This is a genomic window from Acidibrevibacterium fodinaquatile (assembly GCF_003352165.1).
Classification (GTDB): domain Bacteria; phylum Pseudomonadota; class Alphaproteobacteria; order Acetobacterales; family Acetobacteraceae; genus Acidibrevibacterium; species Acidibrevibacterium fodinaquatile.
Genome location: NZ_CP029176.1, coordinates 3,606,965 through 3,632,166, shown reverse-complemented (window position 1 = coordinate 3,632,166; position 25,202 = coordinate 3,606,965). Strand labels below are relative to the sequence as shown.

Here is a 25,202-nt window from a genome sequence, read left to right as displayed (position 1 = left end):
ATATAAGCCGATGCCGATGGAGTTCGAATGGAACGCCGCCAAGAGCGAGAAATGCCGGCGCGAGCGCGGATTTTCCTTCGCGGACGTGCTGCCCGCTTTCGCCGATCCCGGGCGACGGGTCGAACCGGATCACCGCTTTGACTACGGGGAGCCTCGATTTCGGCTCTTTGGCCGCGTGGCGGGGCGCCTCTTTGTCATCGTCTACACCCCGCGCGCCGGACGCTGGCGCATCATCTCGGCCCGCAAGGCGAGCGAGAAGGAAAGGAAGCACCATGACGAGGGTTAAAGCACGCTTGCGGGAAGATGGCCGCGTGGCGCGCCTGCTCGCCGATGGCAGCGAGGCCCCGGTCGCGCCCCAAGCGGATTGGTCCCGCATCGACGCCACGACCGAGGACGATATCGCCCGCCATCAGACCGAGGACGACGCGGAGGCGCGCGAGGATGCCGCCGCTTGGGCGCGCCACGTCCGGCACAAAGTGGGGCTGTCACAAGACGCTTTCGCCGCACGTTTAGGCTTGCCGGTCGCGACCGTCCGGAACTGGGAGCAAGGCAAACGCCTCCCGCGCGGCCCGGCGCGTGCCCTGCTTCGGATCCTCGCCAAGGCACCGGAAGCCGCCCTCGCGGCCCTCACCCCCGACTGACGCGACGATGTCCCTCACGTCCTTGACGGACGGGAGTTCCCTCCCCTCCCACCCTGCTGGCGCGGGGAAGCGTCGCGCTCATGCGATCCGCGGCGGCCAGGAGCGGGGAAAAATACCATCTATCTGATGGCAAAATCATATCTGGCATGGTAGGCGGGGGCATGGGGAGGCTAAAGAAAGAAACTGGTGAGGAAGTTGCCGTGCTGACGGTGCGCGTCCCGCGTGCGCTGGTCAGCAATATCGATCGGGATCGCAAAGTCCGAGCCGTCCGCGTGCCGCGAAATACCTGGATTCTCGAGGCCGTCGTCGAAAAGCTCGATCGTGAGAGGTGCGGTCAGCGTAATGCAGCAAGGCGGGGACTAAACAATGGCAAGGAGTGATCTGCTCATTTCGCTAGTGAAGGCGGGATCGAGCGGCGACTCGCGAAGTGTCCGCGCGACTGCCGAGGCGCTCATCGCCGAGGAAAAGGCTAAAAGCCACAATGTTCTCGCGGATCGCCTGGCGAAGGCATTGCATGTGAACGGCAATGGCCATCGACCTAACGCGCCGGCGATTCTTGGCGCAGGCGCTGGTCGGCAAAGGGAATTTCTCCTTGAGCTGACACCAGAGAAACGGATCGAAGATTTGGTCCTTTCAGAATTGAACCGACGCGCCTGTGAGGAATTGATCGAGGAACAACAGCGTGCCTCGGTGCTCAGGGCGCATTCTCTCGAACCCCGTCATCGCATATTACTTTCCGGACCACCCGGAAACGGCAAGACGTCGCTCGCCGAGGCGATTGCAGAGGCATTGGCGCTTCCGTTCTTCGTCGTCCGCTATGACGCGATGATCGGGAGCTATCTCGGCGAGACGGCGGCCCGGCTAAGGCGCGTGTTCGACTACGTGCGGACAACGCCCTGCGTTCTGTTTTTCGACGAGTTCGATGCCGTCGGCAAGGAGCGCGGCGATGAACATGAGACGGGCGAAATCAAACGCGTCGTGACCTCTTTACTAATGCAAATGGACGATCTCCCCAGCTACGCGGTCGTTGTAGCGGCAACGAACCACAGCGAACTGCTGGATCGCGCCGTCTGGCGCCGGTTCCAGCTCCGGCTATCGCTGAAGGCCCCGACACGGGCCGAATTGACGGCTTATTTCCAGCGCTTTGTCGACCGCATGGAAGAACCCCTGGGTCGTTCGCCCGGCATGATCGTCAAGGCACTTGGCGCGATCAGCTATGCTGAGGCGGAGGAGTTCTGTCTCGATGTCCGTCGCCGACATGTCCTGGCCATGGGAGAAACGCCGCTGAGAAAGATCGTCGAGGAACGGCTGAAAATGTGGAATGCCAAAACCTCGCCGCATGCTCGGGAGGACGCTGCGCGTGAAAGAATACCCCCTTCTGCCGGTTCCGAAGCCGGGGCGTGACAAGCGGCCGAATGGCGGCGGCGGTGGAAGCAGTATTCAGACGCCCTCACGTGCCCGGCAACGCGAACGGCTCGGCCCCGCCTTCCAACGGCTCCAAAATATCTTCGATCAGAAGCGCGACCCGGTAGCCTTGCGTGAAGACCCGCTCGGGATCGCGCCAGAGCGTGCGCTTGTTTTCGAGATGGCGGGCTCAATCGACGATTTCAGCGCTGCGGTCGCCCGGATCGATGGTCTCGATTTTCTGGCGGATGAGGAGTTGATCCTCGAGCCGGATGACGATTTTGGGGTGATAGAGAAGCGCAAGGGGCGGGCGCCGGGTATTCGCGACGACAAACCGATCGCCGGCCGACTCTATATGGCGATGCCTGATGTTCAGGCGCTACAGCACTTACTCTCGCTGTGGCGAAGGTATGAGGCAGGCGAAGAACCACCTTTTGGCTTCGCGCCCTGGTTCGACGTTTTCAAGAAGCTGCGCACGCTGCGCGCTTGGGGGCCAAAGGACCGGGTTCCGGGCGAGACGATTCGTTATCTCGAAGAAGAGCTGGCCGCGCAGGGCGCGGACGGCATTGTGCGCGTGGAAGTCGAACTCTGGTATGCCGCCACAGCCGCCAAACGCAGCGCAATACAGGCGAGTTTCTCGCGGGCGATCGCAGCAGCCGAGGGCGTGATCGTTGACCAGTCCGAGATCGCTGAGATCGGCTATGTGGGCCGTCTGGTGGACCTTCCGGCCGCGGAGGTGCAACGGCTGATCAATCGGGAAGAAGTCAGCTTGGCGATCTGCGACGACATTATGATGGTGCGGCCGCAATCGACTGTCCAGTTTCCTATCGAGGGCGAGCCGCTTGACGACAAAGCCCCTCCGCCGCCCGAGCCAGCACGGCTGTTGCCTCCCATCGCCGCCGTGTTCGACGCGATGCCGGTGCAGAACCATGCACTACTGGCCGGGCGCCTCGTGCTGGATGATCCTGATGATTTCGACGCGATGAGCGTGGTCGCGGAACGCCGGCATGGGACGGAGATGGCATCCTTAATTCTGCATGGTGATCGCAGTCTCGGGGAGGAGCCGTTGTCCCGGCCGGTTTATTTCCGGCCCGTACTCTATGCGCCGGGCGGCGGCGGCAATGAACGCCCGCTGCGCGACCGGCTGCTGCTGGACTTGATCTATCGGGCAGTCCTCCGGATGAAGGAGGGCGATGACGAGGGTGAGGCGACCGGGCCGGCTGTGTTCATCGTCAACCTGTCGCTCGGGGATCGGAATCGGCCGTTCACGGGACCGATGAGCCCGTGGGGGCGCTTGCTTGACTATCTCGCGGATAGATACGGCATCTTGTTCCTGGTCAGTGCTGGTAACGTGATTGAACCGCTTGTCGTCCCCGATTTTGCCGGACTGATCGAGTTCGAGAAGGTCTCGGCGCCGGACCGGGAGGCGGCTATCCTTCGCGCGCTGGGGGCGCAGCAAGCAATGCGCACGCTGTTATCTCCAGCGGAATCGCTGAATGCGGTCACCGTCGGTGCTTGGCACGAGGACGGCGCGCCGCCGATAAAAGTCGAGGGAATTTTTTCGCCTTTCGCTGATAAGCCCGGCCCCAATATCTCCTCGGCGCTCGGGCTCGGGCACCGGAAGGTCGTCAAGCCGGACATCTTCATGCCCGGAGGCCGGGAGTTGGTTAGAGCCGCACCAAATGGCGGGACCGGCGTTAGACTGGATATCGTGAGGCCAGGACGGCTTTATGGTTTGCGCTGCGCTGTGCCGGATGCCCGGGGAGACCTAACCCGGGAGGGCTACAGTTCTGGGACCAGCGCCGCGACGGCGCTAGCCACGCGGGCGGCACATAGGATCTTCGAGGCGCTCTCCGATCCGGACAATGGCAATCTGTTGGAGGATGTCGATCCGGCCTTCTACGGGGTGATCGTCAAGGCGATGTTGGTGCATCGGGCACAATGGGGCAGCATCGGTGAACTGCTCGATCTGACTTGGCAGCCGCAAGGGCAGGGAACTCATGTTGTGCGCCGGGATGGCATTGCCCGGCTGTTGGGCTACGGCCGACCGGCGATTCATGAGGCTATGGAATGCGCCGTGAACCGCGCGACGATGATCGGCTATGGCGAGATTCCGGCCGATGAGCAGGCAGCCCTATATCGCATTCCGCTTCCGCCAAGTCTTGAGCGCGTGCGTAAACCGCGCGCACTGACGGTCTCGCTGGCTTGGTTCTCGCCGGTGAATATCCGGCATAGGGCTTATCGCCGGGCAAAGCTGGAAGTTGCTCCGGACAGTCCGGAGGCCGGCTTCGGTGTGAGGCGGGTGGCCGGGCAGCCTTCAGACAAAGCGGTGCCGCGGGGATCGCTGTTTCACGTCCGCTACGCCGGCGAGCGTGCCGTTGCATTTGTAGACGGCAATACGCTCGCGCTACGGGTCTTCTGCCGCGAGCAGGGTGGCGCACTTGATCAATCAATCCGCTATGGCCTCGCGGTCACCATCGAGGCCGGAGAGGCGGTGCGGGTCTACGATGAAGTGCGCCAAGCCCTCCGCATCCGCGCCAGGCCTTAGCCGAAACTGAATCACTTGTTGCGCGGACCTGGTGCCTATAACGGCGCGCCATATTCACGCGCGCGCATCGAACGCCGATCGCCTCTCGTAAACGGCCGTTTTCGAGAGGGTGGCGAGCGGGGTTAGGGTGTGACCGAAGATCGCGGCGTCGCGGTTCTCGAAATCCTTTCTTGAAATAGATTTCTCAAATCCTTACCCTCGCACGGGTTTCGATAAACCGCGCGGAGGGCGGCAGGAATGGCGGCGACGATCGATCTTGCGGAGGCGCGCAGCGCGCGGCGCGCTCAGAGCGCTCTTCAGGCAGCCGTGGCGGCGGCCGAGGCAACCACCGGGGAGCGCTACCGGCTGACCGGCGACGGGCTGCTCCGCCTTCGCCCTGGTGGGTTTCCCGAGCTGGTTTGCGGCCGCATCGACGTGCTCGGCAACGCTTACGACCCCGAGGCGCGCGCCTCGGGGATGCTGGTCCGGTTCCTTGACCGAAACCGCGAGGAGGTGCGCCTTGTGGTGCCGCACCGCCTCTTCCGCCGGTCTCCCTTCGATCTCGCCCGGCTGCTCGCCCGGCGCGGCTTTACTGTGCGCCCAAGCCGAGCCGCCGCACGGGCAGTGAAAGCCTATCTCGCGGCGTTCGGCGAGCCGGAGAGCGATCCGTCGGGGCGCGCATGCTGATCGGCTATGCGCGGGTTTCGACGCAGGATCAAAATCTCGATCTCCAACGCGCGGCGCTGGCGCAAGCCGGGTGCGAGCGGGTCGTCGAAGATAAGGCCGGGGGCACCCGAGAGGATCGCCCCGGCCTCGCCAACGCCTTGGACCTTCTGCGCGCCGGCGATACGCTGGTAGTCTGGAAGCTCGACCGTCTCGGCCGCAGCGTCTCGCAGCTCGTCAGCGTGACGCTTCAGTTACGTGACCGGGACGTGCATTTCCGCAGCCTGACCGAGGCGATCGACACCGGCACCGCGGCCGGCCGGTTCTTCTTTCACGTGATGGCGAGCCTCGCCGAGATGGAACGCGAGATGATCGTCGAGCGCACCCGCGCCGGGCTCGCGGCGGCGCGCGCCGCCGGCCGCGTTGGCGGCCGCAAGCGCAAGATGACGCCGAGCAAGATGGACGCCGCGCGCACGCTGCTCGGGTCCGGCGTGCGGCCGCGGGAAGTCGCAAAAAACCTCGGCGTGTCTTTGCCAACGCTTTATCGCTGGCTGCCCGCATCCTCGGCATAATCCGCGCGAGCGACCCGCGCAGCGGAAGAAGATGGGCGTCCCCAGCGCAAGCGGGTTACTCGCGGGCATCCGCAAAAAGCTTCGGGAAAACCATATAGAGGCGTTGCGTGTCGTATCCCGGCACGCGCACAGTTCCGCCGGGTTTGCGATCTTTGTCGATGCCGACGAAGCCGCGCTCAGCCAACACCTGAAGCGAGCGCCGATAATCGAGGCCCGCCAGCGCCTCGCGCATCGCCGGCGCGGTGAGGTAATAGCGCCAAGATTGGCCGCCGTCGTCGTTGTGCATCCAGCGCCGCCAGCCGGCACGGTTATGGACTTGCACCCGGTCTCCGCGCAGATCCTCCGGCGCCTCGAATTCCGCTTGCGCGCCACGCGGCTCGGGCCATTCCTCGAAGCGAGCTTTGCCATGAGTCTGGCAGAAGGCGCGGAGACGCGAAATCGCGTCTTCGTCCTCACGGCTGCCGGCAAACCCGCGCCCGTCAAGCCATGCGAGAAAGCATTTATGCGCGGCCTCCCGCGCCGCCGGCGCGCCCCAGCCGGTGAGCCCGGCCTTCGTTGCCAGGCTCCCGGCAATGGCGACCAATGCGAAGCGGCGCGCCGCGGTCGCAACCTGCGCCCCCACGTTCGGGACGTTTCCCAGCCAGGTCGCGGCAAGCGCGCTTGCGTCGTCCGCCAAGCCCGGACCAAAGGCGGGATCGTCGCGGAGCCGCTTGATCAAATAGTCTGCGAACGCCGGGCCGGCTTGCCCGTGGTTTTCCACGGCGCCGCGGACAAGAGCGGCGGCAAAAGCGGCGAGAGAGGGCGCCCCGTGCAGGGTCTCGAACGCGCCAATTTCCCGGTCGGCGACCGCGTCGAGATCGAGCAGGCGAATTTCCTGGCCGGCGCGCGTGCCCTTGGCTGCCTCCTCCATTTTGTCGGCAAGGCCGATTTCCCCCGACGAGAGGGACATGACGCGGAAATAAAGCGGCTCGCGCAAGCCGCCGCCGCGGCTGCCGCGCGCGCGACCCTGGCCGGAGGAGAGAAAATAGACCACGTCCCCGACGTCTCGCCCGTCAGCCGCGCCGAGCTCGTCGAGCGGCAAAAACGTGTCGGAATGCATGGCGGCGATTTCCTCGAGACCGACCGAGGTCGCGCGCCAGGTGCGCATGAAGCTCGTTCGGCGCCCGGCGCCGGGATATCCCCACACCGAGGCGGCAGCGCGGAGACATGTGGTTTTACCGCTTTTCGCGTGACCGCGGAGATGGACGATGCCGCCATCTTCGCCAACCAGGTCGAGCAGAAGCCCGGCAAAGGCGCACGAAATCGACAAAGTAAGGCGAGAATTACCGACGGCGAGCGCCGCGACATTGTCGCGCCAAGCTTCGAGCGTGCCGGCCGTGGCGAAGGGCGAGACGCCGCTCAAACGTGATTGATGGATCACCCGCCTTTCCCCGTCGCCGGCGACGAAGTCCGGCAGCACGAACAGCCGGGCGTTATCGATAAGATGCCAGCCGCTTTGCGCAACGATAAAAGCACGCTTCACCGATTGGATTGAGAAAAGATACTCCGCCAGCGCGTTCGCCGCCGTGCGGCCGGGGCGAATGCTAAAGCCGAGCCGCGCCAATGCGCGGGTGAGTTCGAGGCTTTCGCCAGTGAATGCGTCGCGCCCGGCAACGTATTGCACCTCGCGCATGTCGCGGTCACGAAAAGCGATGAGGAGACCCCAAGCTTTGCTTGCCGGCTCCGTGGTCTCTCCGAGAACGTCGAAATGATCGCAGATTCTTTCGGGAAGCTTGCCAGGCACGTTTTTATACAGGCCGTCCGCGGTCATCGTGAAGCGCGCGGCGCTGCGCGCCTCTGCGTCGGCGGCCGCCGCGGGGTCGGCGACGGGCGCCGCTTCCACCGCGCGCCGCACCCCGGCCTTTGCGTTGCGGCGTTTCCTTGCTTCAGTGATGCTGATCGCGTCTTCGCTCATTGGCTTTGACTTTCTTTCAGGCAGTCGTTGAAATCTTTGCCGACGGGCGAGCGGGCGATCCGCACCTCCCGGCCTTGTTCGATGAAGTTCTGGGCTGCGCGGCGCAGCAGCTTTTGCGCGCCCGGCGCAACGTCATTGTCCGCCGCGAGGATGATGCGCGTCACCGCCGGGGGGAGGTCGGCCGCGCACAGATTCCCGAGGCTGACCGCGCAGAGAACACGGAATTCAGGGCACGCGATGGCGATGGAAAGGCAGGTTTCGAGCCCTTCGCCGATCACCGCTGCGTCGCCGTCCGGCGCCGCGCGCAGCGGCCTGCCGGAGGCGCCGCGCTGAAGCGGAATGACGCCCCCCGCGAGCGAGCCGAGGCTCCGCTTCGGGCTCGCGAGCCGTGCCTTTGTCCACTTGCCGGGCTGCGTTTCCGCGAGATAGGTGCGATGAATTGCGCATAGGTCGCCCCCGCGAATGACGGCGGCGACGAGGGCCGGGAGATGCGCGCCTGCCTCCCGGCACCAAAGGCCCGGGTGAAAGCGCAGCGCGCGCGGCGCCCGCGCCAGTTCCGCGAGGTCTATGCCACGCCGGGCAAGATACGCTTCCGCCGGCGTGCCGGCGAGCGAAGCGCGCGCGGCGAGCCAGATTTTCAGCGCGCTCCGCCGCCGCGCCTCGGCGTCTTCTGCGGGAGGCGCCGGGCGCGGCGCCGCGGGCTCTCGCGACAGGGGAAGATCAGCGCCGGTGCCTAGCCAGCTATGCGCCCATGCCATCGCCTCGCGCAGGTCCACCCGGCGGACGGCGGCGATGAGGTCAAGAGCGTCGCCGCCCTGGCCGGAGGCGAAATCGTGCCACCGACCAGCACGGGCGCCCCCAACGTGGATCGCGCAGGATTGCCCGGGCTCGCCGTCCGGGCTCCCGATCCGTGCGAGGTGCCCCTCGCGCCGCGCGGCAGGGCAGAGATCAGCGACAAGCGACGGCATCCGCTCGGCAAGCATGCGGGAAATCTCCGCGGGCGAAGGTGCGCGCGTCGTCATCTGTCCGCTCAGCGCGGATGATACAGCCAGTCTGGACGCTCTTCGCCCCGCGCCGCAATGCCCGGCACGCGCAGTCCCGTGACGATGTCGCCGGGCACGTGCGGCGGCTCCATTGCCGGGCGCGCCGCAGGCCAGCCCGTGACGAGCGGCAGCGAAAAATCGAGGCCCGTCTCGTCCGGACGGAAGCCACCCTTCTCGATCTCGCGCGCAAGCGCCGTGACTTTTTGATCCGCCGCATCGTAAGCGCGGACCGTATTCGCGAAGTCAATCACCGCCGGGCGTAGAGCGAGGATTTTTTCGGCGGCGGCCTCGCGCCCCGCCAGCAATGCCTTCGCGCGCTCGCGAAATCTCGCAAGCGCCTCGGCGTCGGCGCGCTCTTGTTTTGGGATGTCGGCTTCGAATTCGGTTATCAAGAGGTCGTAAGCTTCAACCCTGCGCCCCCAGACCGCGAGTTTTTCATCGACGGCCGCCGCGCCGTCCGGGGCGCCCCCGCGGAGATAAGCGACGCGCTCGGCGACGAGTGTTTCGACGCGCTCTCGTAGCTCTGGAAGGCGCGCGGTAGCGACCAGGAGCGCGGCGCGCATCTCTTTGACTGATTTGGCACCGCGAAGGTGTGTGATTTCCTGCGCAATCTCGGCCGGAAGTGCCGCCTCTTTCGCCCGCGCTTGGTCAGCCAAGGACGCCCTGACGTGGCCGCCACCGACGAAACTGTTCGGCGCCTCACTGGCCGCTTGCGCCGGCGGCGATGGCGCCGGCGATGGCGATGCTGGGGCGCTGGCGAAGGTGCGGATGATCCCAGAAACTGGAGTAAAAGGCATTTTCTTTCCTTTTCAGCGAGGGGGAGAGGGGGCGGCGACCAGATCACCGTCGGCGTCGAAAACAGCGTAGCCGCCGTCGAGCGCAGACAGCGCAGCGTTCTCGTCCTCGGCGGCCTCAATCGCTCGGTCGAACTTCAAAAGTATCTGCCTAAATTCGGCATCCCAGATGGCCCGAAGGGACCGGAGTGCAGTCGGCAACTCTGGCAGCATCCGCCACGCGTCGCCTCGTTGCGCGCCCGGCTTGCGGAGGTGTTCCCTGAGACGCTCTCGGAGTTCCAAAAAATTCTCGCCTGCCAACGCACACTCCCGCGGGACTGCCTCGAGGAGTGCGCGGATCGGCGCCCACTCGCCGTCGCCGTCGAGGAAGTTCGGTTTCGCGTGTCTGTCGTCGCGCAGCCACGCGGCCACCCGCGGCCCGCAGGCAATAAGATCGGAACAAATCTCGCCGAGCGGGTCCGGATCACCGTCGCCGGGCAGTTGATAAGGGCGCACCCAGCGCGGCAGCGCGCTCATGCCGCGTCTCCCTGAACGACGCCGACGCGGCGCCCGCGGAGAAACGCCTTGCAGTCGCCATAGCGGTAGCCAATGCGCCTGGCGGACAAGAGCACATAGGGACACCCCGCGCCGGCCAACCGCTCGCGGTGATTGATACGGTCCGAGACGCCGCGCATGGCGGCGAATTCAGGGCTCGAAAGGATCGCCTCGTCGCCGAAGAGGGCGATACGTTCGGCGAGGGAAAGCGCAAAATTCGGTTCAGGCGCCTCGGGCGTTGGGCCGTGAGCCTCCAAAGCCGGGCGTCGAAGAGTGGAAGAGTTCATTCCGGGAATCTCCTGACAGCGCGGGATTGCGCCACGGAATGGTGAGCGGAAAAGGTAACGCGATGCGAGGCTGCAGATTCCGACGGAAGCCGGCCGGGGATTCCGATTTGATGTCGGCCAGCGTTCCGATTTGAAGCCGGCCACCATTCCGATTTAATTCCGGCCACCTGGCGGGGATTTTTCAGCGTTTTCGGCTGGGTCAGCAACTCGGGCAACTGTCCTCTCGTTACCATCAACGAGGAGGGCTGGATGCCGGCGAAGAGAGAGCTGACGATGCGGCAGATACGACAAACCTTACGGCTGGCCAGTGACGGCATCAGCGCCAGGGCGATGGGGCGGATGCTGGGCGTGGCGCGGAGCACGATCCAGGACAATCTGAAGCGGGCGCAGGCAGCGGGGCTGGCGTGGCCGTTGCCGGCCGACCTCAGTGATGCGGTTTTGGAGGAGCGGCTGTTTGCCCGCAGCGGCGCGCCGCGGGGGGTGCGCCGGCGCGCCGAGCCGGTCTGGAGCGAGCTGGTCTGCGAGCTCAAGCGCCCGGGCGTGAACCTGATGGTGCTGTGGGAGGAATATCGCGCCGGGCATCCGGAAGGGTACAGCTACAGCCGGTTCTGCGATTTGTTCAGGGAGTTCGAGGCACGGCTGTCACCGGTCATGCGCCAGGAGCACCGGGCGGGCGACAAGGTGTTCGTCGATTATTCCGGCAAAAAGTTGGGCATCACCGATCCCGCAACTGGCATCGTGCGCATGGCGGAGATTTTTGTCGCGGTGCTGGGCGCGTCGAACTACACCTACGCGGAGGCGAGCTGGACCCAGACGCTGCCGGATTGGATCGGCGCGCATAGCCGCATGTTCCGGTTTTTTGGCGGCGTGCCGCGGCTGATCGTGCCGGATAATCTGAAGTCCGGCGTCAACAAGGCGTCGTTCTACGATCCAGAGATCAACCTGAGCTATGGCCGGATGGCCTCGCATTACGGTGTTGGTGTTTTGCCGGCCCGGCCGCGGCGCCCGAAGGACAAGGCGAAGGTGGAAGCCGGTGTCCGCTTTGCCCAGAGCTACATTCTGGGCCGGTTGCGCCAGCAGACTTTCTTCTCTCTGGCTGAAGCCAACCAGGCGATTGCCGGCATGGTGGAGCGGATCAACGCGCATGTCATGCGCAGGCTCGGCGTCAGCCGGCGGCATTTGTTCGAGACGATCGAACGCCAGGCTTTGGCGGCATTGCCAGAGACCGACCATGAGTTTGCGGAGTGGGGTTTTGCCCGCGTCTCGCTGGATTATCATGTCGAGGTCTGCGGCTTTTTCTACTCGGTGCCGCATCAGCTGATCCGCCAGCAAGTCGATACCCGCGCCACCGAGCGGATGGTTGAGATCTTCCACCAAGGCAAGCGGGTCGCGGTGCATCAGCGCCGCTATGGCGGTCCAAGGCACGGCACTGCCCCTGAGCATATGCCGAGCGCGCACCGGCGCTACGCCGCATGGACGCCGGAGCGGTTCCGCTCATGGGGCGCATCGATCGGCCCGCAGACCGAGGGGCTGATCATCGCCATCCTCGCCAACCGGCCGCATCCGGAACAGGGGTTTCGGACATGCCTTGGCATCCTGCGGCTGTTCAAGGAGTTGGACCGTCCGCGCGCCGAGGCGGTGGCGGCCCGAGCGGTCGCCTTTGGCGCGTTCAACTACAAGAGCATTGCCTCGATCATCGCCAGCAAGCTCGACCAGACGGCCAGCCCGCCAGATGAGGCGCAGGCGGTGCTGACCCACAGCAATCTGCGCGGCGCCGAATATTTTCACTGATTTCCACTGAAAGGAACAAGCATGCTCACCCACCCGACCCTCGACCTGCTGCACAAACTCGGCCTGCACGGCATGGCCAAAGCCTTCAAGGACCTCGACGCCCGGCCGGAGGTTGCCGGTTTGGCCCATGGCGAATGGCTGGCTTTATTGCTCGAGCACGAGGCCACGTTGCGACAGCAGAAACGCTTCGAGAGCCGCGCCCGCGCGGCCAAATTGCGCCAGTCCGCCAGCGTCGAGGATGTCGATTACCGCGCCCCGCGCGGCCTCGACCGGGCACAGTTCCTGAAACTCGCCAGCTGTGACTGGGTGCGCGCCCGGCATAATCTGCTCATTACCGGCCCCTGCGGGGTCGGCAAAAGCTGGCTGGCCTGCGCGCTGGGCCAGAAGGCTTGCCGCGAGGATCTCTCGACCGCCTATCACCGGGTGTCGCGGCTGTTCTCTGCCCTGGCGCTGGCCCGCGCCGATGGCCGTTACGCCAGAACACTGCGCCAGATCGCCAGGCTCGACCTGTTGATTTTGGACGATTGGGGCCCCGAGACCCTGAACGCGGACCAACGCCGCGATCTGCTGGAAATTATCGATGACCGCCACGAGATGCGCTCCGTCATCATCACCAGCCAAGTGCCGGTCGAGCGCTGGTACGAAATCATCGGCGATCCCACCATCGCCGACGCCATCCTCGACCGCCTCGTCCACAACGCCTACCGCATCGAACTCACCGGCGAGAGCCTCCGTAAAAAGCGCGATCCGGCACCGGCCCACGCCCGAACTTGACCCAAAACAAGGACACGATAATCATTCAACCAGACCCAACCGAAGACGCTCAGGTGGCCGGCTTCAAATCGGAACCCCGGCCGGCTTCAGTTCGGAAGCAGTGGCCGGCTTCAAGTTGGAATGCATGGCCGACTTCATCGGAATCCGCACGAGGCTGCTAACGCTGCTAGAAGCCTTAGGCGGCGTTAGCAGCCTCCGCGGTGCGCGACGCGTCCACCGTTTATTTTTGTTCCCAGCTCCGCCCGCAGCTCTCGGAGCTTTTGCTCCAAAGTCTTTTTCCCCGGACGCTCCCGGCCGACGCGGAGATTTTCGCCGGCCCACGCTTTCATGTGCGCGTTGAACTCACCTGGGGTTATTTTCTGGCCTGGCGCCTCTTTCAGAGTCGCTTCGCAATAGCGCTCGCCCTCTTCCCAGAACGCTTGCCAGTCAAACAGGGGGGCACGGCCGGGCCTGCCTTTTTTCTGGACTGGCGCCGGGGACGGCTCAGCAACGGCGACGAATGGGGTGCGCGAAGGCGGCTCGGGCGGCCGCACGAGAATGCCAGGCTCGGCGTCCCAGCGGCCAACGTCGCCGAGGCGCCCGCCGGGCGCGAAGTCTTCGGCGGGTAGGGGCTCGGAAGCCCCCTCGCGAAAGGCGAGCAGGGTGCCGGCGCGAAGCCGATCGGCGAGCGCCAGGCGCAGCGCCGACAGCGCCTCTTCTTCCCGAGGGTCGCGCGCGGTATCGCGGGCGCAACGCCGGGCAGCCGCGAGACGACCGAGCGAACGCATGGGGCTGGAGCGCCAAGGCGCAAACCTGAAGGAAGCCTCACCCTCGTAGGCAACGGCCGCCTGGTCGAACGGCACGCCGACACTATCGAAAACCGTCGTCTCGACATATAGCGCATTGCCACACTCGGCGACGCCCGGGCCCGCGTTCCCTTTCGCGGGCTTGAGATATTGCGCGACGTGCGGGGCGATCCACCGGCGCGGCGCTGCAATCGTCTCGGGGCGCCCGAACGCCCGCAGGCTCCGGTCGCCGAGCCGCGCGCGCACGCTCGCCTCCGCGCGTTGCCAGCGGTCTCTCTTCTCGTCTCCGGCCCGCTCCAAAGCGGGCCCAAAAGGGTTCGAGATAAAGGGCGGCGGCGATCCGGTCGACACTGCATAAAAGTCGACGAGGGGCATCCCGACGGGGATGCTCCCGCGCCGGAGCGCGTTGCGATTTGCCCGTTCACGCCGCTCGCGCGCCTGCTCCGCCTCGGCATGCTGACGGCGCGCTCGCTCGTATTCGGCGCAGGCGCACACCCAGGCGCGCCATGCCTCGGGCTCAGCCAGGTCTACGAGCTCGCGGTCGAACGGGACGCCGTGCGTAAACGGGTTCGGAAAATCCTCGAGCTCCTCGGGTTCCACGGTGCCCTCACGCGCACGCCCCCACGGGGAGAGGGCCGGGGTGGCGGCCGGGCGTGAGGTCCCGGCTTGCGGCGGCCAAACCGTGCCACCCCGGTAGGCATCTCCGCGCCCGAATCGTGACGCGCTCTTTAGTCCAAGCCAAAGGCTGCCATCCGCCGCCGTGGCACGCAATACCGTGTTAGAAGGTGCCAGCAGTCCCGGCCGCGCGCCCGCGGCTTCCGCCGAGCGCACGGCGCAGGATCGCGGCGCGGAGAAACCTGCCACGAGCGCCGCCGGCGCGCCGCCGGCGCCGCGGCTTTCGCGCGATACCGCTGGCATCGTCAGAAATTCGCGCCGCGTTCTTTCGCAGAAAGCGCCGCGCCAGCCAGCCTCCGCCACTGCACCATTTCGGTGAGAACCGGGTCGAACGCCGCTGGCGGCAGCATGTTATGTTCCACCGAGAGTTGCAGGGCGGCGAGCACCGCGACCCAGCCGCACAAGGCGCGATAGAGAACCTCGATTTCGATCGGTTCGCCGCGGCTCGGCACGGTGCGGCCGTCGGGTGGCGCGGCGTCGTTGCCTTGCGCCGGGGCCTCCGGACTCGCGGCCTCCGCCAGAATCCGCGCCATGACCGCAACCATCGGCGTGATCTTCGCGAAGCCCGGGACGGCGGAAATAACGCGCTCGAGCACGGGCGCCCCGTCCTCGATCACCTGACGCAGCCGCTCCGGCGCCGCGGCGCCCGCGAGCGCGACAGCGGCCTCGATCTTCGCCCCGACACCGGCGAGCGTTTGCGCCGGCAAGGCGAGGATTTGCTCGATCACCCTCCCCTCTTCGGCCGCCAGCGGGGCCGCGTCCGCGCCGTCAGGAAGGCCCGCGCGGTCGGCGCGAACGCTCTCCCACCGCGCGCGGAGATCAAACAAGGGAGCGTCCGGGAAAGCGATTTGATGGGGAGATGGCATGCACGCGGAGGGCGTGCTAAGGGCGTCAATAGCCTGCGACATGGAACTGTCTTTCCTGTCCGGGTTAGGCCGGGCAACGGTGTTTGCGCACCGCGCTCGGCCGCTCGCTATTTAGCGGGCGCGGAGAGGCTGGGTCTATCGCCGCCGATTGTCAACAAAAAAACTTGACACGCCCCGCGCAGCGCAAAGCCGCTGGAGTTGGTAGAGTCTCGGCTTTGGCGCCTACGGACTTATTTCCGGCGCCCAGCGACGGAGGAAAAGCGCCCGTGTCTGTTGTCGACGACAACCTGCTGATCTGGCCTCGGCCCGAGCCGAGCCCGCGAATGTTGCTTTGGCTCACTCGGCTCTCTTGGGTGCTGCCGATTGGAGCGGCGGTGTTTTCCATAGGCGCCGGAATTTGCGGTTACCGCGCGGACGACAAGGCGGCCGCCATGCTGGGCATTGCCGGTGGCCTCGCAAGCGCCGGCGGCGTCATTTTCACGGGGTGGGTGTCACGGGTTCAGGATCGGCGCCTGGCTACAGCGCTCGCCATGGCATCCCTCGGAGTAGATATGGCCTCTAAGGCGCAGTTTCGGAGTATGCCGGGCGGCATTTAGGCTCGCGGCGGAGCGCCAGAGGCCACCAAGCCCGAACTATGCGGAACGATGCCCCGGGTCCGGGGGGCGTTCCCAGTCTCGGCGCGTCGCTTCGGCATCCGGCGCGTCGGCGCCCGCGACACGCAGCACGTGCGCGGCCCAGATTTCCATCGCCGCCTCGCGTTCGGGCAAAAACTGGTGCCGCTGGTAAACCTCGGCAATCGTCGTCGCCTTGCGCTGTTCGACGTGGTTGAGGATGCGGTCGGCGACGGCAGGGCTGATCCCGAGGCGCGCCATCATCGTCACCCCCGTGCGGCGGAGATCGTGAAAGCGCCAATCCGGCACCGGCGTCTCTGCCAGAGGCGAATTGCGCCGCCGCGCCCGCTCGGCTCGGATTTGCTCGAGCAGCCGCTCTTTCACATCTGAAAAGCCGGAGATCGGGCGCGCCGTGCCGGCGCCGAGGCGGCTTCGCGTCGCCGGGAAGACAAGCGGGCTGCCGGCGCCACGCGGCAGCCGCCGCAGCACCTCGCGCGCCGCGTCGACCAGATGGACGAGGTGCGCCTCGCTGTTCTTCGCCCGTGCCGCGGGGAGGGTCCAAACCGAGAAATCCGGCGCCAACTCGTCCCAACGCATGCCAGCGAGTTCGCTTCGGCGCTGCAAGGTGAGGATCAGCAGTTGCACGAACGCCCCGAAAGGAGGCGCCAGCGCCCGCGCTGCGCGCCAGGCTTCGCCGAGCTCGGCGTCCGTCAAGACACGCTGGCGGCTATCTTCCGTTCCGCGATTGACGCGCTCGAAGGGATTACCGGCCGCTTTGAGGTCACGCTCATTGAGCGCCCAATTGAACGCGGCGCGAGCGGCGCTCACCGCGCGGCGCGTGCCGATCGGCGCGCTCGACGCATGCGCCTGCACGATCTCGCGGACTTGCGCGCGCACCAGGGAGGAAGCTGCGCACGGCAGCAGCTCGGCAAAAAATCGCCGGATCGAAGCCGGCGCCTCGTCGCGGTAACGCGGGCTGGCGCGCACCAGGGCCCCGGCGCGCCAATCCTCGACTAGCTGCGCGAAGGTATAGACACGCTGTTTCGGCGCACCGACGCGGGCAGTCTTTGGGCTGCGCCCGTCGCGGACGAGGCCGCGAGCGCGCTCGGCTTCGGCGCGCGCCCAAGCCGCCGTGACCACCACCGCCGCCCCGTCGGCGATCCGCGTCTCCATGTGGCGCCCGATCACATAGCGCTCGCGCCGGCCGCCGCGGCCGCCGAGCTGGTATTGCAGCAAGAAGGTTTTCACGCCGGAAGCCATCACGCGCACCCCGAACCCCGCAATTCGATCGTCAAACACGAGGCAATCGCGCTTGCCCGGCGGGCATTTGAGCGCCTTCACGGCGGTATCGGTCAGCCGGATTTGGCCCGCTTTGGTCATAGGTGCTGGCCTACTTCGAGACGGCTGGGCGCCAAATCTCCGGTCTGGTATACAATAAGTCTTTGAAATTGCTTATGTGATGCGTGTGATGTGATGTGATGCGGTGTGATCCGTTTCGAAATACCGACAAAACGGGCACAAAAGTGTGATGGATCAATAGGATATATATATGTGTGATGTTGTGATACACACATAGTGTATATTATACCTTTCCCGCGTTCGTGCGCGCATCCGCCTTCGGCGCGCGCCAGGCTTCACCCGAGTTTCCGCAGTCAGATGGTCACCGCGGACCAACGGCGGACCAACCGGCGAGGAGATTAGCGGCATCTGGTGGCGTTGGGAGTCCGCGCGCGTCATTGCCAACCCATTGGCGCCGAAGGCTTCCGGTAACTGACGTCCGCTCCCGGCGCCGGGCGTCTCCTAGTCCCTCCCGGCTGGGGGACTGGGGGTCGTGGGTTCAAATCCCGCCTGCCCGACCAATACTATTCCGGCCAATAATTTCAATGGGTTAAATCTTGATCGGCGGCCGGAGAGGCGCCGTCGCGGACCAACGCATCAGGCGGCGAGCGCGGCGCGGATGCGGGCGTGGATCGCAGCCTGTTCGGCAGTGCCGGCGTTGGCATCGAGGCGAACGTTATAGGCGATCCGCGCCGGCCGCCGCAGGACGACGAGGCGCTCGCCGATCTCCAGCGCCTCGCTGATCGAATGGGTGATGAAGATCGCGGTGCGGCCGGCGGCTTCCGCCTCAACCGCTTTTCGCGGCAAGCGCCGCGATCGCCCCCGCGCGCGCCAGGGTCTGGCGGGCGCGCGCGACCACCGGCGCATCGATCATCCTGCCCTCGAAGGCAACCGCGCCTTTACCGGCGGCAATGCCGGCGTCATAAGCCGCGAGCAACCGGCCGGCGCGGTCGATCTCCGCGTCCGAGGGTGAGTATTCCTCGTTGATCACCGCTATCTGCGTCGGATGGATCGCGCTCGCGCCGAGGAACCCGAGCCGGCGCGAGCGCCGCAACGTCGCGCGGAGCGCCGCGAGGTCGGAGAAATCGGCGACGGTGCCGATAAAGCCGAGCGGCACGATCCCGGCGGCACGGGCGGCGATGATCATCTGCTGCTTGGGATAGAACAATCCCTCCGCTTCCGGCTCCATGCCGAGCGAAAGGGCAAAATCCTCTGCCCCGAGCGTGAGGGCGACGTTCCGCGCATCGGCCCGCGCGATCGCCTCAGCACGGAAAAAACCGCGCGCCGTCTCGATCATCGGGATCAGGCCGATCTTGCCCGGCGCCAGGCCGCGTTCGGCCTCCATTTCGGTGACGATTTCGGCGATCGCCTCAACCTGCTCGGCGCTCTCGATCTTGGGCAGCATGAGGGCGGCAATGCCGGCCATCACGGCGGCTTCGAGATCGGCGATGAGGGCGCGCCAGGGCCGGTTGACGCGCACCACGATCGCGGCGCCGCCGGAGGCGGCTTGCCTCGCGGCGGCGGCGAGCAGCGTGCGGGCGCGCGGCTTTTCCGCCTCCGCGATCGAGTCCTCGAGATCGAGAATGATCGCATCGGCGCCGCTGGTCGCCGATTTTTCGACGAAACGCGGGTTCGTCACCGGAACGTACAAAAGCGAGCGCCAAAGTGGCAATGATTTCGTACTCATGAGCGGCTCTCCCGGATGATCTCGCGCGCCAGAAGATCATCATAGTCGGCGCCGGTGCAGCCGATTTCGGCGAGCAGCACGCGTGTATCGGCGCCGAGCGCAGGGGCGGCGCGGCGCAACTGGCCGGGCGTTGCCGAAAGCCGCGGCAGGACATCATGCATCAAGATCGTCTGCGGCGCGCGGGCCGCCTCCCGGTTTTCCCTGTCCTCATCCGGCACCGCGACGATGACCCCTCGTTCGCCGACATGCGGGTCGGCGAGGAACTGTTCGATATCGTAAACGAGGGCCGCAGTCACCTCGGCGGCAGCGAACACCGCCAAAGCTTCCGCCGCATCGCGCGTGGCGATGAAATCCGCGATCGGCTGTTCGCAGGCTTCGACATGGCGCAGCCGCTCGGTGTTGGTGCGAAAGCGCGGATCATCGATCATGTCGGGCCGGCCAATGGCGCGGAACAGCCGCTCGGCCATGCTCTGGATGGAGGCGGAGATGGCGATGAAGCGGTTGTCACGGGTGCGAAAGACGTTGCGCGGCGCGGTGGTCGCCGAACGGTTGCCGGTGCGCGCCGGCTTACGCCCGGTGCGCGCGAAGATCGCGGCATCGGGCCCGAGAACCGAATGGACCGCTTCGAGCAGTGAAAGATCGATCACCTGCCCGCGTCCGCTGGCTGCGGCAACCCGGAGTGCAACCATGACACCAAAGGCGCCGTAGAGCCCGGCGAGCATGTCGGCGAGGGCGAGCGGCGGCAGCAGCGGCTCGCGCTCGGGGAAGCCGTTTTTCGCCGCGAACCCCGACATCGCCTCGACCAGGGTGCCAAAGCCGGGCTGGCCGCGATAGGGGCCGGTCTGGCCGAAGCCGGAAATGCGCACGATGACCAGGCGCGGATTGCGCTCATGGAGGAGCGCCGGCGCGAGTCCCATTTTTTCCAGCGTGCCAGGGCGGAAATTCTCGATCAGAACATCCGCGCGCGCCGTGAGGCGAAGCAAAAGCGCCTTCCCCTCGTCGGCGCGGAGATCGAGCGCCAGCGACTTCTTGTTGCGGGCGTAGATCTTCCAATGGAAACTCTGCCCCTGATCGCGCCACGCGCGCAGCGGATCGCCGGTCTTCGGATCCTCGATCTTGATCACTTCGGCGCCGTGATCAGCGAGTTGCAGGCTCAGCATATTGCCGGCGACGAGGCGTGAGAGATCGAGGACGCGTATCCCGTCGAGCGGCGCCGGCAGATCCGGCGAAAACGGTTTCTCGGTGATCATTTAGGTCATCATCCGGAGCGCGGTGAGAGCGAGGGTGACGGTGATGGCACCGCCGATGCGCGTTGCGATCTGCGCGAACGGCATCAGTTCCATGCGGTTCGCGGCGCTCAGGATCATGACGTCGCCGGTGCCGCCCTGGCCGCTATGGCAGGCATTCACAATAGCCGCCTCGATCGGATAGAGGCCGACCAGACGTCCGACGAAGAAACCGACGGCGATGATGGTCGCGACCGTCACCACGATCACCGCGATGATTTCGGGTTGCAACGCCGCGACCAGCTTGTCCCAGGGCGTCATCGCGACGCCGATGGCAAAAATCAGCGGATAGGTAACGCATTGGGCAAAAAACCCATAGATCACGCCGGCCCCTTCGCGCAGGCGGGCGGAAACCGCGCGGGCGAGCTTGAGGCCGACGGCAAGCGCCAGCATCAGCACCGGGGCGGGAAAGCCGCTGACGTCCTGGACCACGATGCCGACCAGATAAAGTGTGATCGCGGTGATCCCGGCCGCCGCCACGGTCGTCGCATCGGGCGGATGGCCGGTTGGCAGATCCTCGGGATCGGGCGGTAGCGCGAGCGCATCGCCGGCGGCCTCGGGCTGCAGACGGCCGTAGCCGGTGAGCGCCGGGCGGCGGCTGGCAAAAGTTGCGAGCGCGCCTGAAATCAGCAAAGCGGCGAGATTGCCGAGCAGCACCGCCGGTAAGATGGTCGCGAACATGTCGCCTTGCTTGGCATGCAGCACGGTGGCGTAGCCGAGCGAGAGCGGCAGCGCGCCCTCACCGATGCCGCCGCCCATGATCGGGATGACGATGAAGAATAAACTGTGGCGCCAGCCGAGTCCGAGCAGGGTTCCCACGAGGGTGCCGGCGATCAAGGCGGCGAGCGAGCCGGCGAAAAGCGGGACGAAGATTTTCAAAAATCCCGCGATCAGCACCCGCCGATGCATCCCGAGAATGCTGCCGACGATGATGCAGGCGATGAAGAGATAGAGAAAATTCGACTGTTTGGAGAAAACGCTGATCGCGCTGATGGTTTTTTCCGGCATCAGATGCGCGTGCACGAGATAGGACGGCAGGAACACGGTGAGGATCGCGGGCCCGCCAATGCGGGCGAGCCCTGGCACGCGCTTGCCGATCTCCGCCGCCGTGAAGGCGCCAAGGGCGATCAGCGGGATCATGGTGGTGAGATCGGGCGGCACTTTGCCGAGCCCAACGAGGGCCGCGATCAAGACCAGGATGACCGGATAGAGCGGCAGCGGAATGATGCCAACCTTGCCATCGACCAGCCGCCACCAGAGCGCCCGCGCGCCGGTTTTTGGCGGGACGTGCTCGGCCGATCCCGTCTGACTCATGCCCCTTTGGGTCACGTTTTCCTCCGCTCTTGCCGCCGCGAGAGTCGCGGATGGTGACGTCGGGGTCAAGGCCAGGAGGATTGCGTCAAGAAAACGGAACGAAAGTCTTTTTGCTTCTTTTTCTTCAGAAAAAGAAGCTATCTTGCCTATCCTTCTCTTCCGCGCCATGGGTTTAGCATGGCAGGCGCAGCGCGGTCATCGCGCCGCTGCTTCCGCCGCCGCCATCGCGATCACCGTCCCCGCCAGTCGTTCCGCGGCGCGCCGGCGATAGGGGGCGGACGCGTGCAGGTCGGTCATCATGTCGAGCGGCGCCAGCGCTTGCGCGATCGCCGGCGCGATCCGCTGATCCTCGGGCCGGAGCCCGATCAGTCGATCGAGCGCGAGTTTCGTCGGCACCGGGGTCGCGCCACCGATCGCGACCGCGATCCCGGCGATGGCGCCGGCGGAATCGAGGCTGAGCACGGCCGCCGCCGCCGCGAGCGCAAAATCGCCGTGGCGGCGGGCGATTTCGGCGAAACCGCTGCCGGTGCGCGGCCGCGGCATGCGGGGGAGCCTGAGGCCGGTGACCATCGCACCCTCGGGAAGGGTAGTCACCATCGGGGCGAGGAAAAATTCCGCCGCCGGGAGCGAGGCACGCCCATCCGCGGCGCCGGCGATCGTGATCTCGGCGCCGAGCGTCACCGCGATCAGCGCGATTTCCGCCGCCGGATCGGCATTGGCGATCGAGCCGCCGATGGTGCCGCGCCTTCGCGTCGGCGGATGGCCGATCCAGGGTAGGGCACGCGCCAGCAGCGGCAATTCCTCGGCGATGATCGGGCTCTGCTCGGCGGTTTCTTGGCGGGTGGTCGCGCCGATGAAGACATGGTCGGTTTCGACGCGAATGGCATCGAGTTCCGGGATACGGCCGATATCGATGACCTGGCTCGGCCGCACCAGGCGCATCGCCAGCATCGGCATCAGCGACTGCCCGCCGGCGATCAGCACCGCTTGCGGATCCTCGGCGCGCCAGGCACAGGCCTCGGCGACCGAGGCGGCCCGCCGATACGTGAAAGGCACCGGCTTCATCGCGCGAATTCACCCTGGCCAGGCATTGCCCTGACATTTCCCCCATTGTCGCTGACCGAGCGTGCAGCGTGTGGTGGAAACGCTAGGGCGACGCCGTCTTGCGGTCAATTCGCGGCGGCAGAGGCCATGGTGGCTATGAGCCTCATCGCCCCGCCAGCGAGCGGCGTGGCAGGCGCAGCGCGAGGCTTCTCGCATGGGCGTCAAGCCCCTCGGCCTCGGCAAGCGCGATCGCCGCCGGCGCCAGGGCCGCAAGCGGCGCCGCGTCATCGGCGGCGATCCAGGTCGTGCGCTTGAGAAAATCATAGACCGAGAGGCCGGAGGCGAAGCGCGCGCTGCGCGAGGTCGGCAGCACGTGATTGGGCCCGGCGATGTAGTCGCCCAGCGCCTCGGGACAAAACCGGCCGAGAAATGCCGCGCCGGCATGGCGGATGCGGGCGAACACGGCTTCGGGCTCGGCGAGCATCAGTTCGAGATGTTCAGGCGCCAGGCGATCAACGAGGCCCGCCGCCTCCACCCAGTCGGCGACCACGATCACCGCGCCGTGATCGCGCCAGCTTGCCGCGGCGATCGCGGCGCGCGGCAGCTGCGGCAAGGCTTCGGCGACGGCGGCAATGACACGCTCGGCGAAGCCGGCGTCATCGGTGATCAGGATCGCTTGCGCCGCCTCGTCATGCTCGGCTTGCGCCAGGAGATCGATCGCGACATGGCGCGGGTCATTGGCGGCGTCGGCCAGCACCACCACCTCGGAGGGACCGGCGATGGCATCGATCCCGACATCGCCATGCACTTGCCGCTTGGCTTCGGCGACATAGGCGTTGCCCGGCCCGACGATGCGATCAACCGGGGCGATGCTCGCCGTCCCGTAAGCCAGCGCCGCGATCGCCTGCGCACCGCCGATCCGCCAGATTTCGCTGACGCCAGCGCGCGCGGCGGCGGCAAGCACCAGCGGGTTGAGGGCGCCGCCCGGCGCCGGGACGCACATCGCGATGCGCGCGACACCGGCGATCCGCGCCGGGATCGCGTTCATCAGCACCGAGGAGGGATAAGAGGCTTTCCCGCCCGGCACATAGAGCCCGACCGCATCGAGCGCCGTCCAGCGCAGACCAAGGCGGAGCCCGGTCGCATCGGTTTGCGCGAAATCGGCGGGTCTTTGCCGCTCATGGAACGCCGCGATGCGGGAGGCGGCGAGATCGAGGGCCTCGGCGAGGCCCGGGCTCAGGCTGGCCCGCGCCGCCGCGATCTCATCGGCGCTGACGCGGAGCGGCGGCGCGCCGGGGGTGAAGCCATCGAAGCGGGCGGTGAATTCGGCGAGCGCCTCATCGCCGCGCGCGCGTACCGCGCGAATGATCTCAGCGACCGGCGCGCGCAGATTTTCGGCCTCGGCCCGCGTCTCGCCGAGCAGCGCCGCGAACGCGGCCGCAAACCCCGGATCGCGGGTTGCCAGGCGCCGCATCAGGCCGCTGCGACCGAGGTTGCGAGGGCGGCGCGAAAGCGTGCGATCCAAGCCCCGATCACGTCCGGCCGCGTCTTGAGCGCCGTGCGGTTGACGATGAGGCGGCTGGTGACGTCGGCGATCACTTCGATTTCGGCGAGACCATTGGCCTTCAGCGTCGAGCCGGTCTGCACCAGATCGACGATCAGCGGCGCGAGCCCGAGCCCGGGCGCCAGTTCCATGGCGCCGTTGAGATGGACGATCTCGGCCTGGATGCCGCGCGCCGCGAAATGGCGGGCGGTGACGTTCGGGTATTTGGTCGCGACCCGCACCCGCGACAGCCGGGCCGGCGTCTCGAACCCCGCGCCGCCCGCGGGCGCGGCGACGGCGATGCGGCAGCGGCCGATGGCGAGATCGAGCGGCGCATAAATGTCCGGATAATCGAATTCCATCAGCACGTCGGCGCCGCAAATGCCGAGGGCGGCGGCGCCGAAGGCAACGAAGGTCGCGACATCGAAAGGACGCACGCGCACCACGTCAAGCCCGGGATCATCGGTCGGAAAACGCAGCCGGCGGCTATCCTCATCGGTGTAATCTGCGGCCGGGTGGACCCCGGCGCGGGCGAGAAACCCGCCGCATTCGGCAAGGATCCGCCCCTTGGGCAGCGCCAAGACGAGCGGGCCGGCGGCAAGGTCGGCGGCGGCGGGCGCGATCATCGGGGGAAAGCCGGGCGATGGATCATGATCGCGCCGGGCTCTAGCACCGAAGCGGCAAGGGTGGAAGGGGCGAAAAACCGGCGTCCGGGCCCGGACGGCGCCGGCGGCGTCAACATCAGCGTCAATAAGATTGCGGCGCAGCGCGGTTGCGGGTAGCTTCTTTCGTCATAAAATCCTTCGAAGGAACGGGTTCATGAGTGGAGATTTGCTTGGCCTGATCGCTGAGACCCTCAGTCTCGACCGCGCCAGCCTGAATGCCGAGTCGAGCGCCGAAAACACCAAGAATTGGGACAGTCTGCGCCAAGTGGTGCTGATGGGTGAGATCGAGAGCGGTTTCGGCGTCGAATTCAGCGCCCAGGAAATCAGCGAAGCCAATAGCGTCGCCAAGATCGCGGCCGCGCTGGCCCGGCACGGGATCGACGTGACGCTCTGACCGTCTCCCT

The 25,202-nt window shown here is 66.4% G+C and carries 25 protein-coding genes; 10 read left to right on the top strand and 15 right to left on the bottom strand.

Annotation, left to right across the window (positions count from 1 at the left end; genetic code table 11):
* Window positions 1–16 precede the first annotated feature (16 nt).
* The 6 genes from DEF76_RS17195 (at window position 17) to DEF76_RS17170 (ending at window position 5,807) form a co-directional block, all read left to right on the top strand.
* On the top strand, window positions 17–286 hold the full coding sequence (locus DEF76_RS17195) for a BrnT family toxin (RefSeq protein WP_114913968.1): 270 nt from the start codon (window positions 17–19) through the stop codon (window positions 284–286).
* Complete coding sequence (locus tag DEF76_RS17190; RefSeq protein WP_114913336.1) at window positions 273–641, top strand: helix-turn-helix domain-containing protein; 369 nt, start codon at window positions 273–275, stop codon at window positions 639–641. Before DEF76_RS17195 ends, DEF76_RS17190 begins: the two co-directional genes overlap by 14 nt.
* 366 nt (window positions 642–1,007) lie before the next feature.
* Window positions 1,008–2,045, top strand: a complete 1,038-nt coding sequence (locus tag DEF76_RS17185) for an AAA family ATPase (protein WP_114913335.1) — start codon at window positions 1,008–1,010, stop codon at window positions 2,043–2,045.
* Window positions 2,002–4,593 carry a S8 family peptidase gene (locus DEF76_RS17180; RefSeq protein ID WP_162800730.1) on the top strand — a complete coding sequence of 864 codons (2,592 nt, stop codon included), beginning with the start codon at window positions 2,002–2,004 and terminating at the stop codon, window positions 4,591–4,593. Before DEF76_RS17185 ends, DEF76_RS17180 begins: the two co-directional genes overlap by 44 nt.
* A 237-nt stretch (window positions 4,594–4,830) precedes the next feature.
* Window positions 4,831–5,259 carry a DUF927 domain-containing protein gene (locus tag DEF76_RS17175; protein ID WP_114913333.1) on the top strand — a complete coding sequence of 143 codons (429 nt, stop codon included), beginning with the start codon at window positions 4,831–4,833 and terminating at the stop codon, window positions 5,257–5,259.
* Window positions 5,253–5,807, top strand: coding sequence for a recombinase family protein (locus tag DEF76_RS17170; protein WP_114913332.1), 555 nt, complete (start codon window positions 5,253–5,255; stop codon window positions 5,805–5,807). The genes DEF76_RS17175 and DEF76_RS17170 overlap by 7 nt, the downstream gene beginning before the upstream one ends.
* A gap of 55 nt (window positions 5,808–5,862) precedes the next feature.
* On the opposite strand, the gene DEF76_RS17165 is transcribed toward DEF76_RS17170, so the two are convergent.
* From DEF76_RS17165 to DEF76_RS17145, 5 genes are all read right to left on the bottom strand, one after another.
* The gene (locus tag DEF76_RS17165; protein ID WP_114913331.1) at window positions 5,863–7,761 is read right to left on the bottom strand and encodes a DUF927 domain-containing protein; all 1,899 of its coding nucleotides are present in this window, start codon (window positions 7,759–7,761) and stop codon (window positions 5,863–5,865) included.
* The gene (locus DEF76_RS17160; protein WP_240319049.1) at window positions 7,758–8,783 is read right to left on the bottom strand and encodes a DUF7146 domain-containing protein; all 1,026 of its coding nucleotides are present in this window, start codon (window positions 8,781–8,783) and stop codon (window positions 7,758–7,760) included. The genes DEF76_RS17165 and DEF76_RS17160 overlap by 4 nt, the downstream gene beginning before the upstream one ends.
* An 8-nt stretch (window positions 8,784–8,791) precedes the next feature.
* Window positions 8,792–9,367 carry a hypothetical protein gene (locus tag DEF76_RS17155; protein WP_162800729.1) on the bottom strand — a complete coding sequence of 192 codons (576 nt, stop codon included), beginning with the start codon at window positions 9,365–9,367 and terminating at the stop codon, window positions 8,792–8,794.
* Window positions 9,368–9,613: 246 nt separating this feature from the next.
* A complete protein-coding gene (locus DEF76_RS17150) occupies window positions 9,614–10,114 on the bottom strand; it encodes a hypothetical protein (protein ID WP_114913329.1) in 501 nt (166 codons plus the stop codon).
* Window positions 10,111–10,419 carry a hypothetical protein gene (locus DEF76_RS17145; RefSeq protein WP_162800728.1) on the bottom strand — a complete coding sequence of 103 codons (309 nt, stop codon included), beginning with the start codon at window positions 10,417–10,419 and terminating at the stop codon, window positions 10,111–10,113. The genes DEF76_RS17150 and DEF76_RS17145 overlap by 4 nt, the downstream gene beginning before the upstream one ends.
* A 273-nt stretch (window positions 10,420–10,692) precedes the next feature.
* On the opposite strand from DEF76_RS17145, the gene istA reads away from it, so the two are divergent.
* Window positions 10,693–12,210, top strand: a complete 1,518-nt coding sequence (gene istA / locus DEF76_RS17140) for an IS21 family transposase (RefSeq protein WP_408842839.1) — start codon at window positions 10,693–10,695, stop codon at window positions 12,208–12,210.
* A gap of 21 nt (window positions 12,211–12,231) precedes the next feature.
* Window positions 12,232–12,984 carry an IS21-like element helper ATPase IstB gene (gene istB, locus DEF76_RS17135; protein ID WP_114912091.1) on the top strand — a complete coding sequence of 251 codons (753 nt, stop codon included), beginning with the start codon at window positions 12,232–12,234 and terminating at the stop codon, window positions 12,982–12,984.
* Window positions 12,985–13,169: 185 nt separating this feature from the next.
* On the opposite strand, the gene DEF76_RS17130 is transcribed toward istB, so the two are convergent.
* Complete coding sequence (locus tag DEF76_RS17130; RefSeq protein WP_162800727.1) at window positions 13,170–14,369, bottom strand: hypothetical protein; 1,200 nt, start codon at window positions 14,367–14,369, stop codon at window positions 13,170–13,172.
* A gap of 320 nt (window positions 14,370–14,689) precedes the next feature.
* Window positions 14,690–15,271, bottom strand: coding sequence for a hypothetical protein (locus tag DEF76_RS17125; RefSeq protein ID WP_114913326.1), 582 nt, complete (start codon window positions 15,269–15,271; stop codon window positions 14,690–14,692).
* A 305-nt stretch (window positions 15,272–15,576) separates the two neighbouring features.
* Between DEF76_RS17125 and DEF76_RS17120 the strand changes: the two genes are divergently transcribed.
* The gene (locus tag DEF76_RS17120; RefSeq protein WP_114913325.1) at window positions 15,577–15,906 is read left to right on the top strand and encodes a hypothetical protein; all 330 of its coding nucleotides are present in this window, start codon (window positions 15,577–15,579) and stop codon (window positions 15,904–15,906) included.
* 36 nt (window positions 15,907–15,942) lie between these two features.
* On the opposite strand, the gene DEF76_RS17115 is transcribed toward DEF76_RS17120, so the two are convergent.
* The 8 genes from DEF76_RS17115 to hisG all read right to left on the bottom strand — a co-directional run bounded on the left by DEF76_RS17115 (window position 15,943) and on the right by hisG (window position 24,759).
* A complete protein-coding gene (locus tag DEF76_RS17115) occupies window positions 15,943–17,301 on the bottom strand; it encodes a site-specific integrase (RefSeq protein WP_114913324.1) in 1,359 nt (452 codons plus the stop codon).
* Window positions 17,302–17,856: 555 nt separating this feature from the next.
* Window positions 17,857–18,066, bottom strand: coding sequence for a hypothetical protein (locus DEF76_RS17110; RefSeq protein ID WP_114913323.1), 210 nt, complete (start codon window positions 18,064–18,066; stop codon window positions 17,857–17,859).
* Window positions 18,047–18,946: an HpcH/HpaI aldolase/citrate lyase family protein gene (locus DEF76_RS17105; protein ID WP_114913322.1), complete on the bottom strand. Its 900-nt coding sequence runs from the start codon at window positions 18,944–18,946 to the stop codon at window positions 18,047–18,049. The genes DEF76_RS17110 and DEF76_RS17105 overlap by 20 nt, the downstream gene beginning before the upstream one ends.
* Window positions 18,943–20,196 carry a CaiB/BaiF CoA transferase family protein gene (locus DEF76_RS17100; RefSeq protein WP_114913321.1) on the bottom strand — a complete coding sequence of 418 codons (1,254 nt, stop codon included), beginning with the start codon at window positions 20,194–20,196 and terminating at the stop codon, window positions 18,943–18,945. Before DEF76_RS17100 ends, DEF76_RS17105 begins: the two co-directional genes overlap by 4 nt.
* Window positions 20,197–21,561 carry a 2-hydroxycarboxylate transporter family protein gene (locus tag DEF76_RS17095; RefSeq protein WP_205216048.1) on the bottom strand — a complete coding sequence of 455 codons (1,365 nt, stop codon included), beginning with the start codon at window positions 21,559–21,561 and terminating at the stop codon, window positions 20,197–20,199.
* 180 nt (window positions 21,562–21,741) lie between these two features.
* Window positions 21,742–22,611, bottom strand: coding sequence for an FAD binding domain-containing protein (locus DEF76_RS17090; RefSeq protein ID WP_114913319.1), 870 nt, complete (start codon window positions 22,609–22,611; stop codon window positions 21,742–21,744).
* Window positions 22,612–22,753: 142 nt separating this feature from the next.
* Window positions 22,754–24,064 carry a histidinol dehydrogenase gene (gene hisD, locus DEF76_RS17085; protein ID WP_114913318.1) on the bottom strand — a complete coding sequence of 437 codons (1,311 nt, stop codon included), beginning with the start codon at window positions 24,062–24,064 and terminating at the stop codon, window positions 22,754–22,756.
* Window positions 24,064–24,759, bottom strand: coding sequence for an ATP phosphoribosyltransferase (gene hisG, locus DEF76_RS17080; RefSeq protein ID WP_114913317.1), 696 nt, complete (start codon window positions 24,757–24,759; stop codon window positions 24,064–24,066). The genes hisD and hisG overlap by 1 nt, the downstream gene beginning before the upstream one ends.
* A 193-nt stretch (window positions 24,760–24,952) precedes the next feature.
* Here hisG and DEF76_RS17075 point away from each other — a divergent pair, with 193 nt between their 5' ends.
* The gene (locus DEF76_RS17075) at window positions 24,953–25,192 is read left to right on the top strand and encodes an acyl carrier protein (RefSeq protein WP_114913316.1); all 240 of its coding nucleotides are present in this window, start codon (window positions 24,953–24,955) and stop codon (window positions 25,190–25,192) included.
* The last annotated feature ends 10 nt before the right edge of the window (window positions 25,193–25,202 follow it).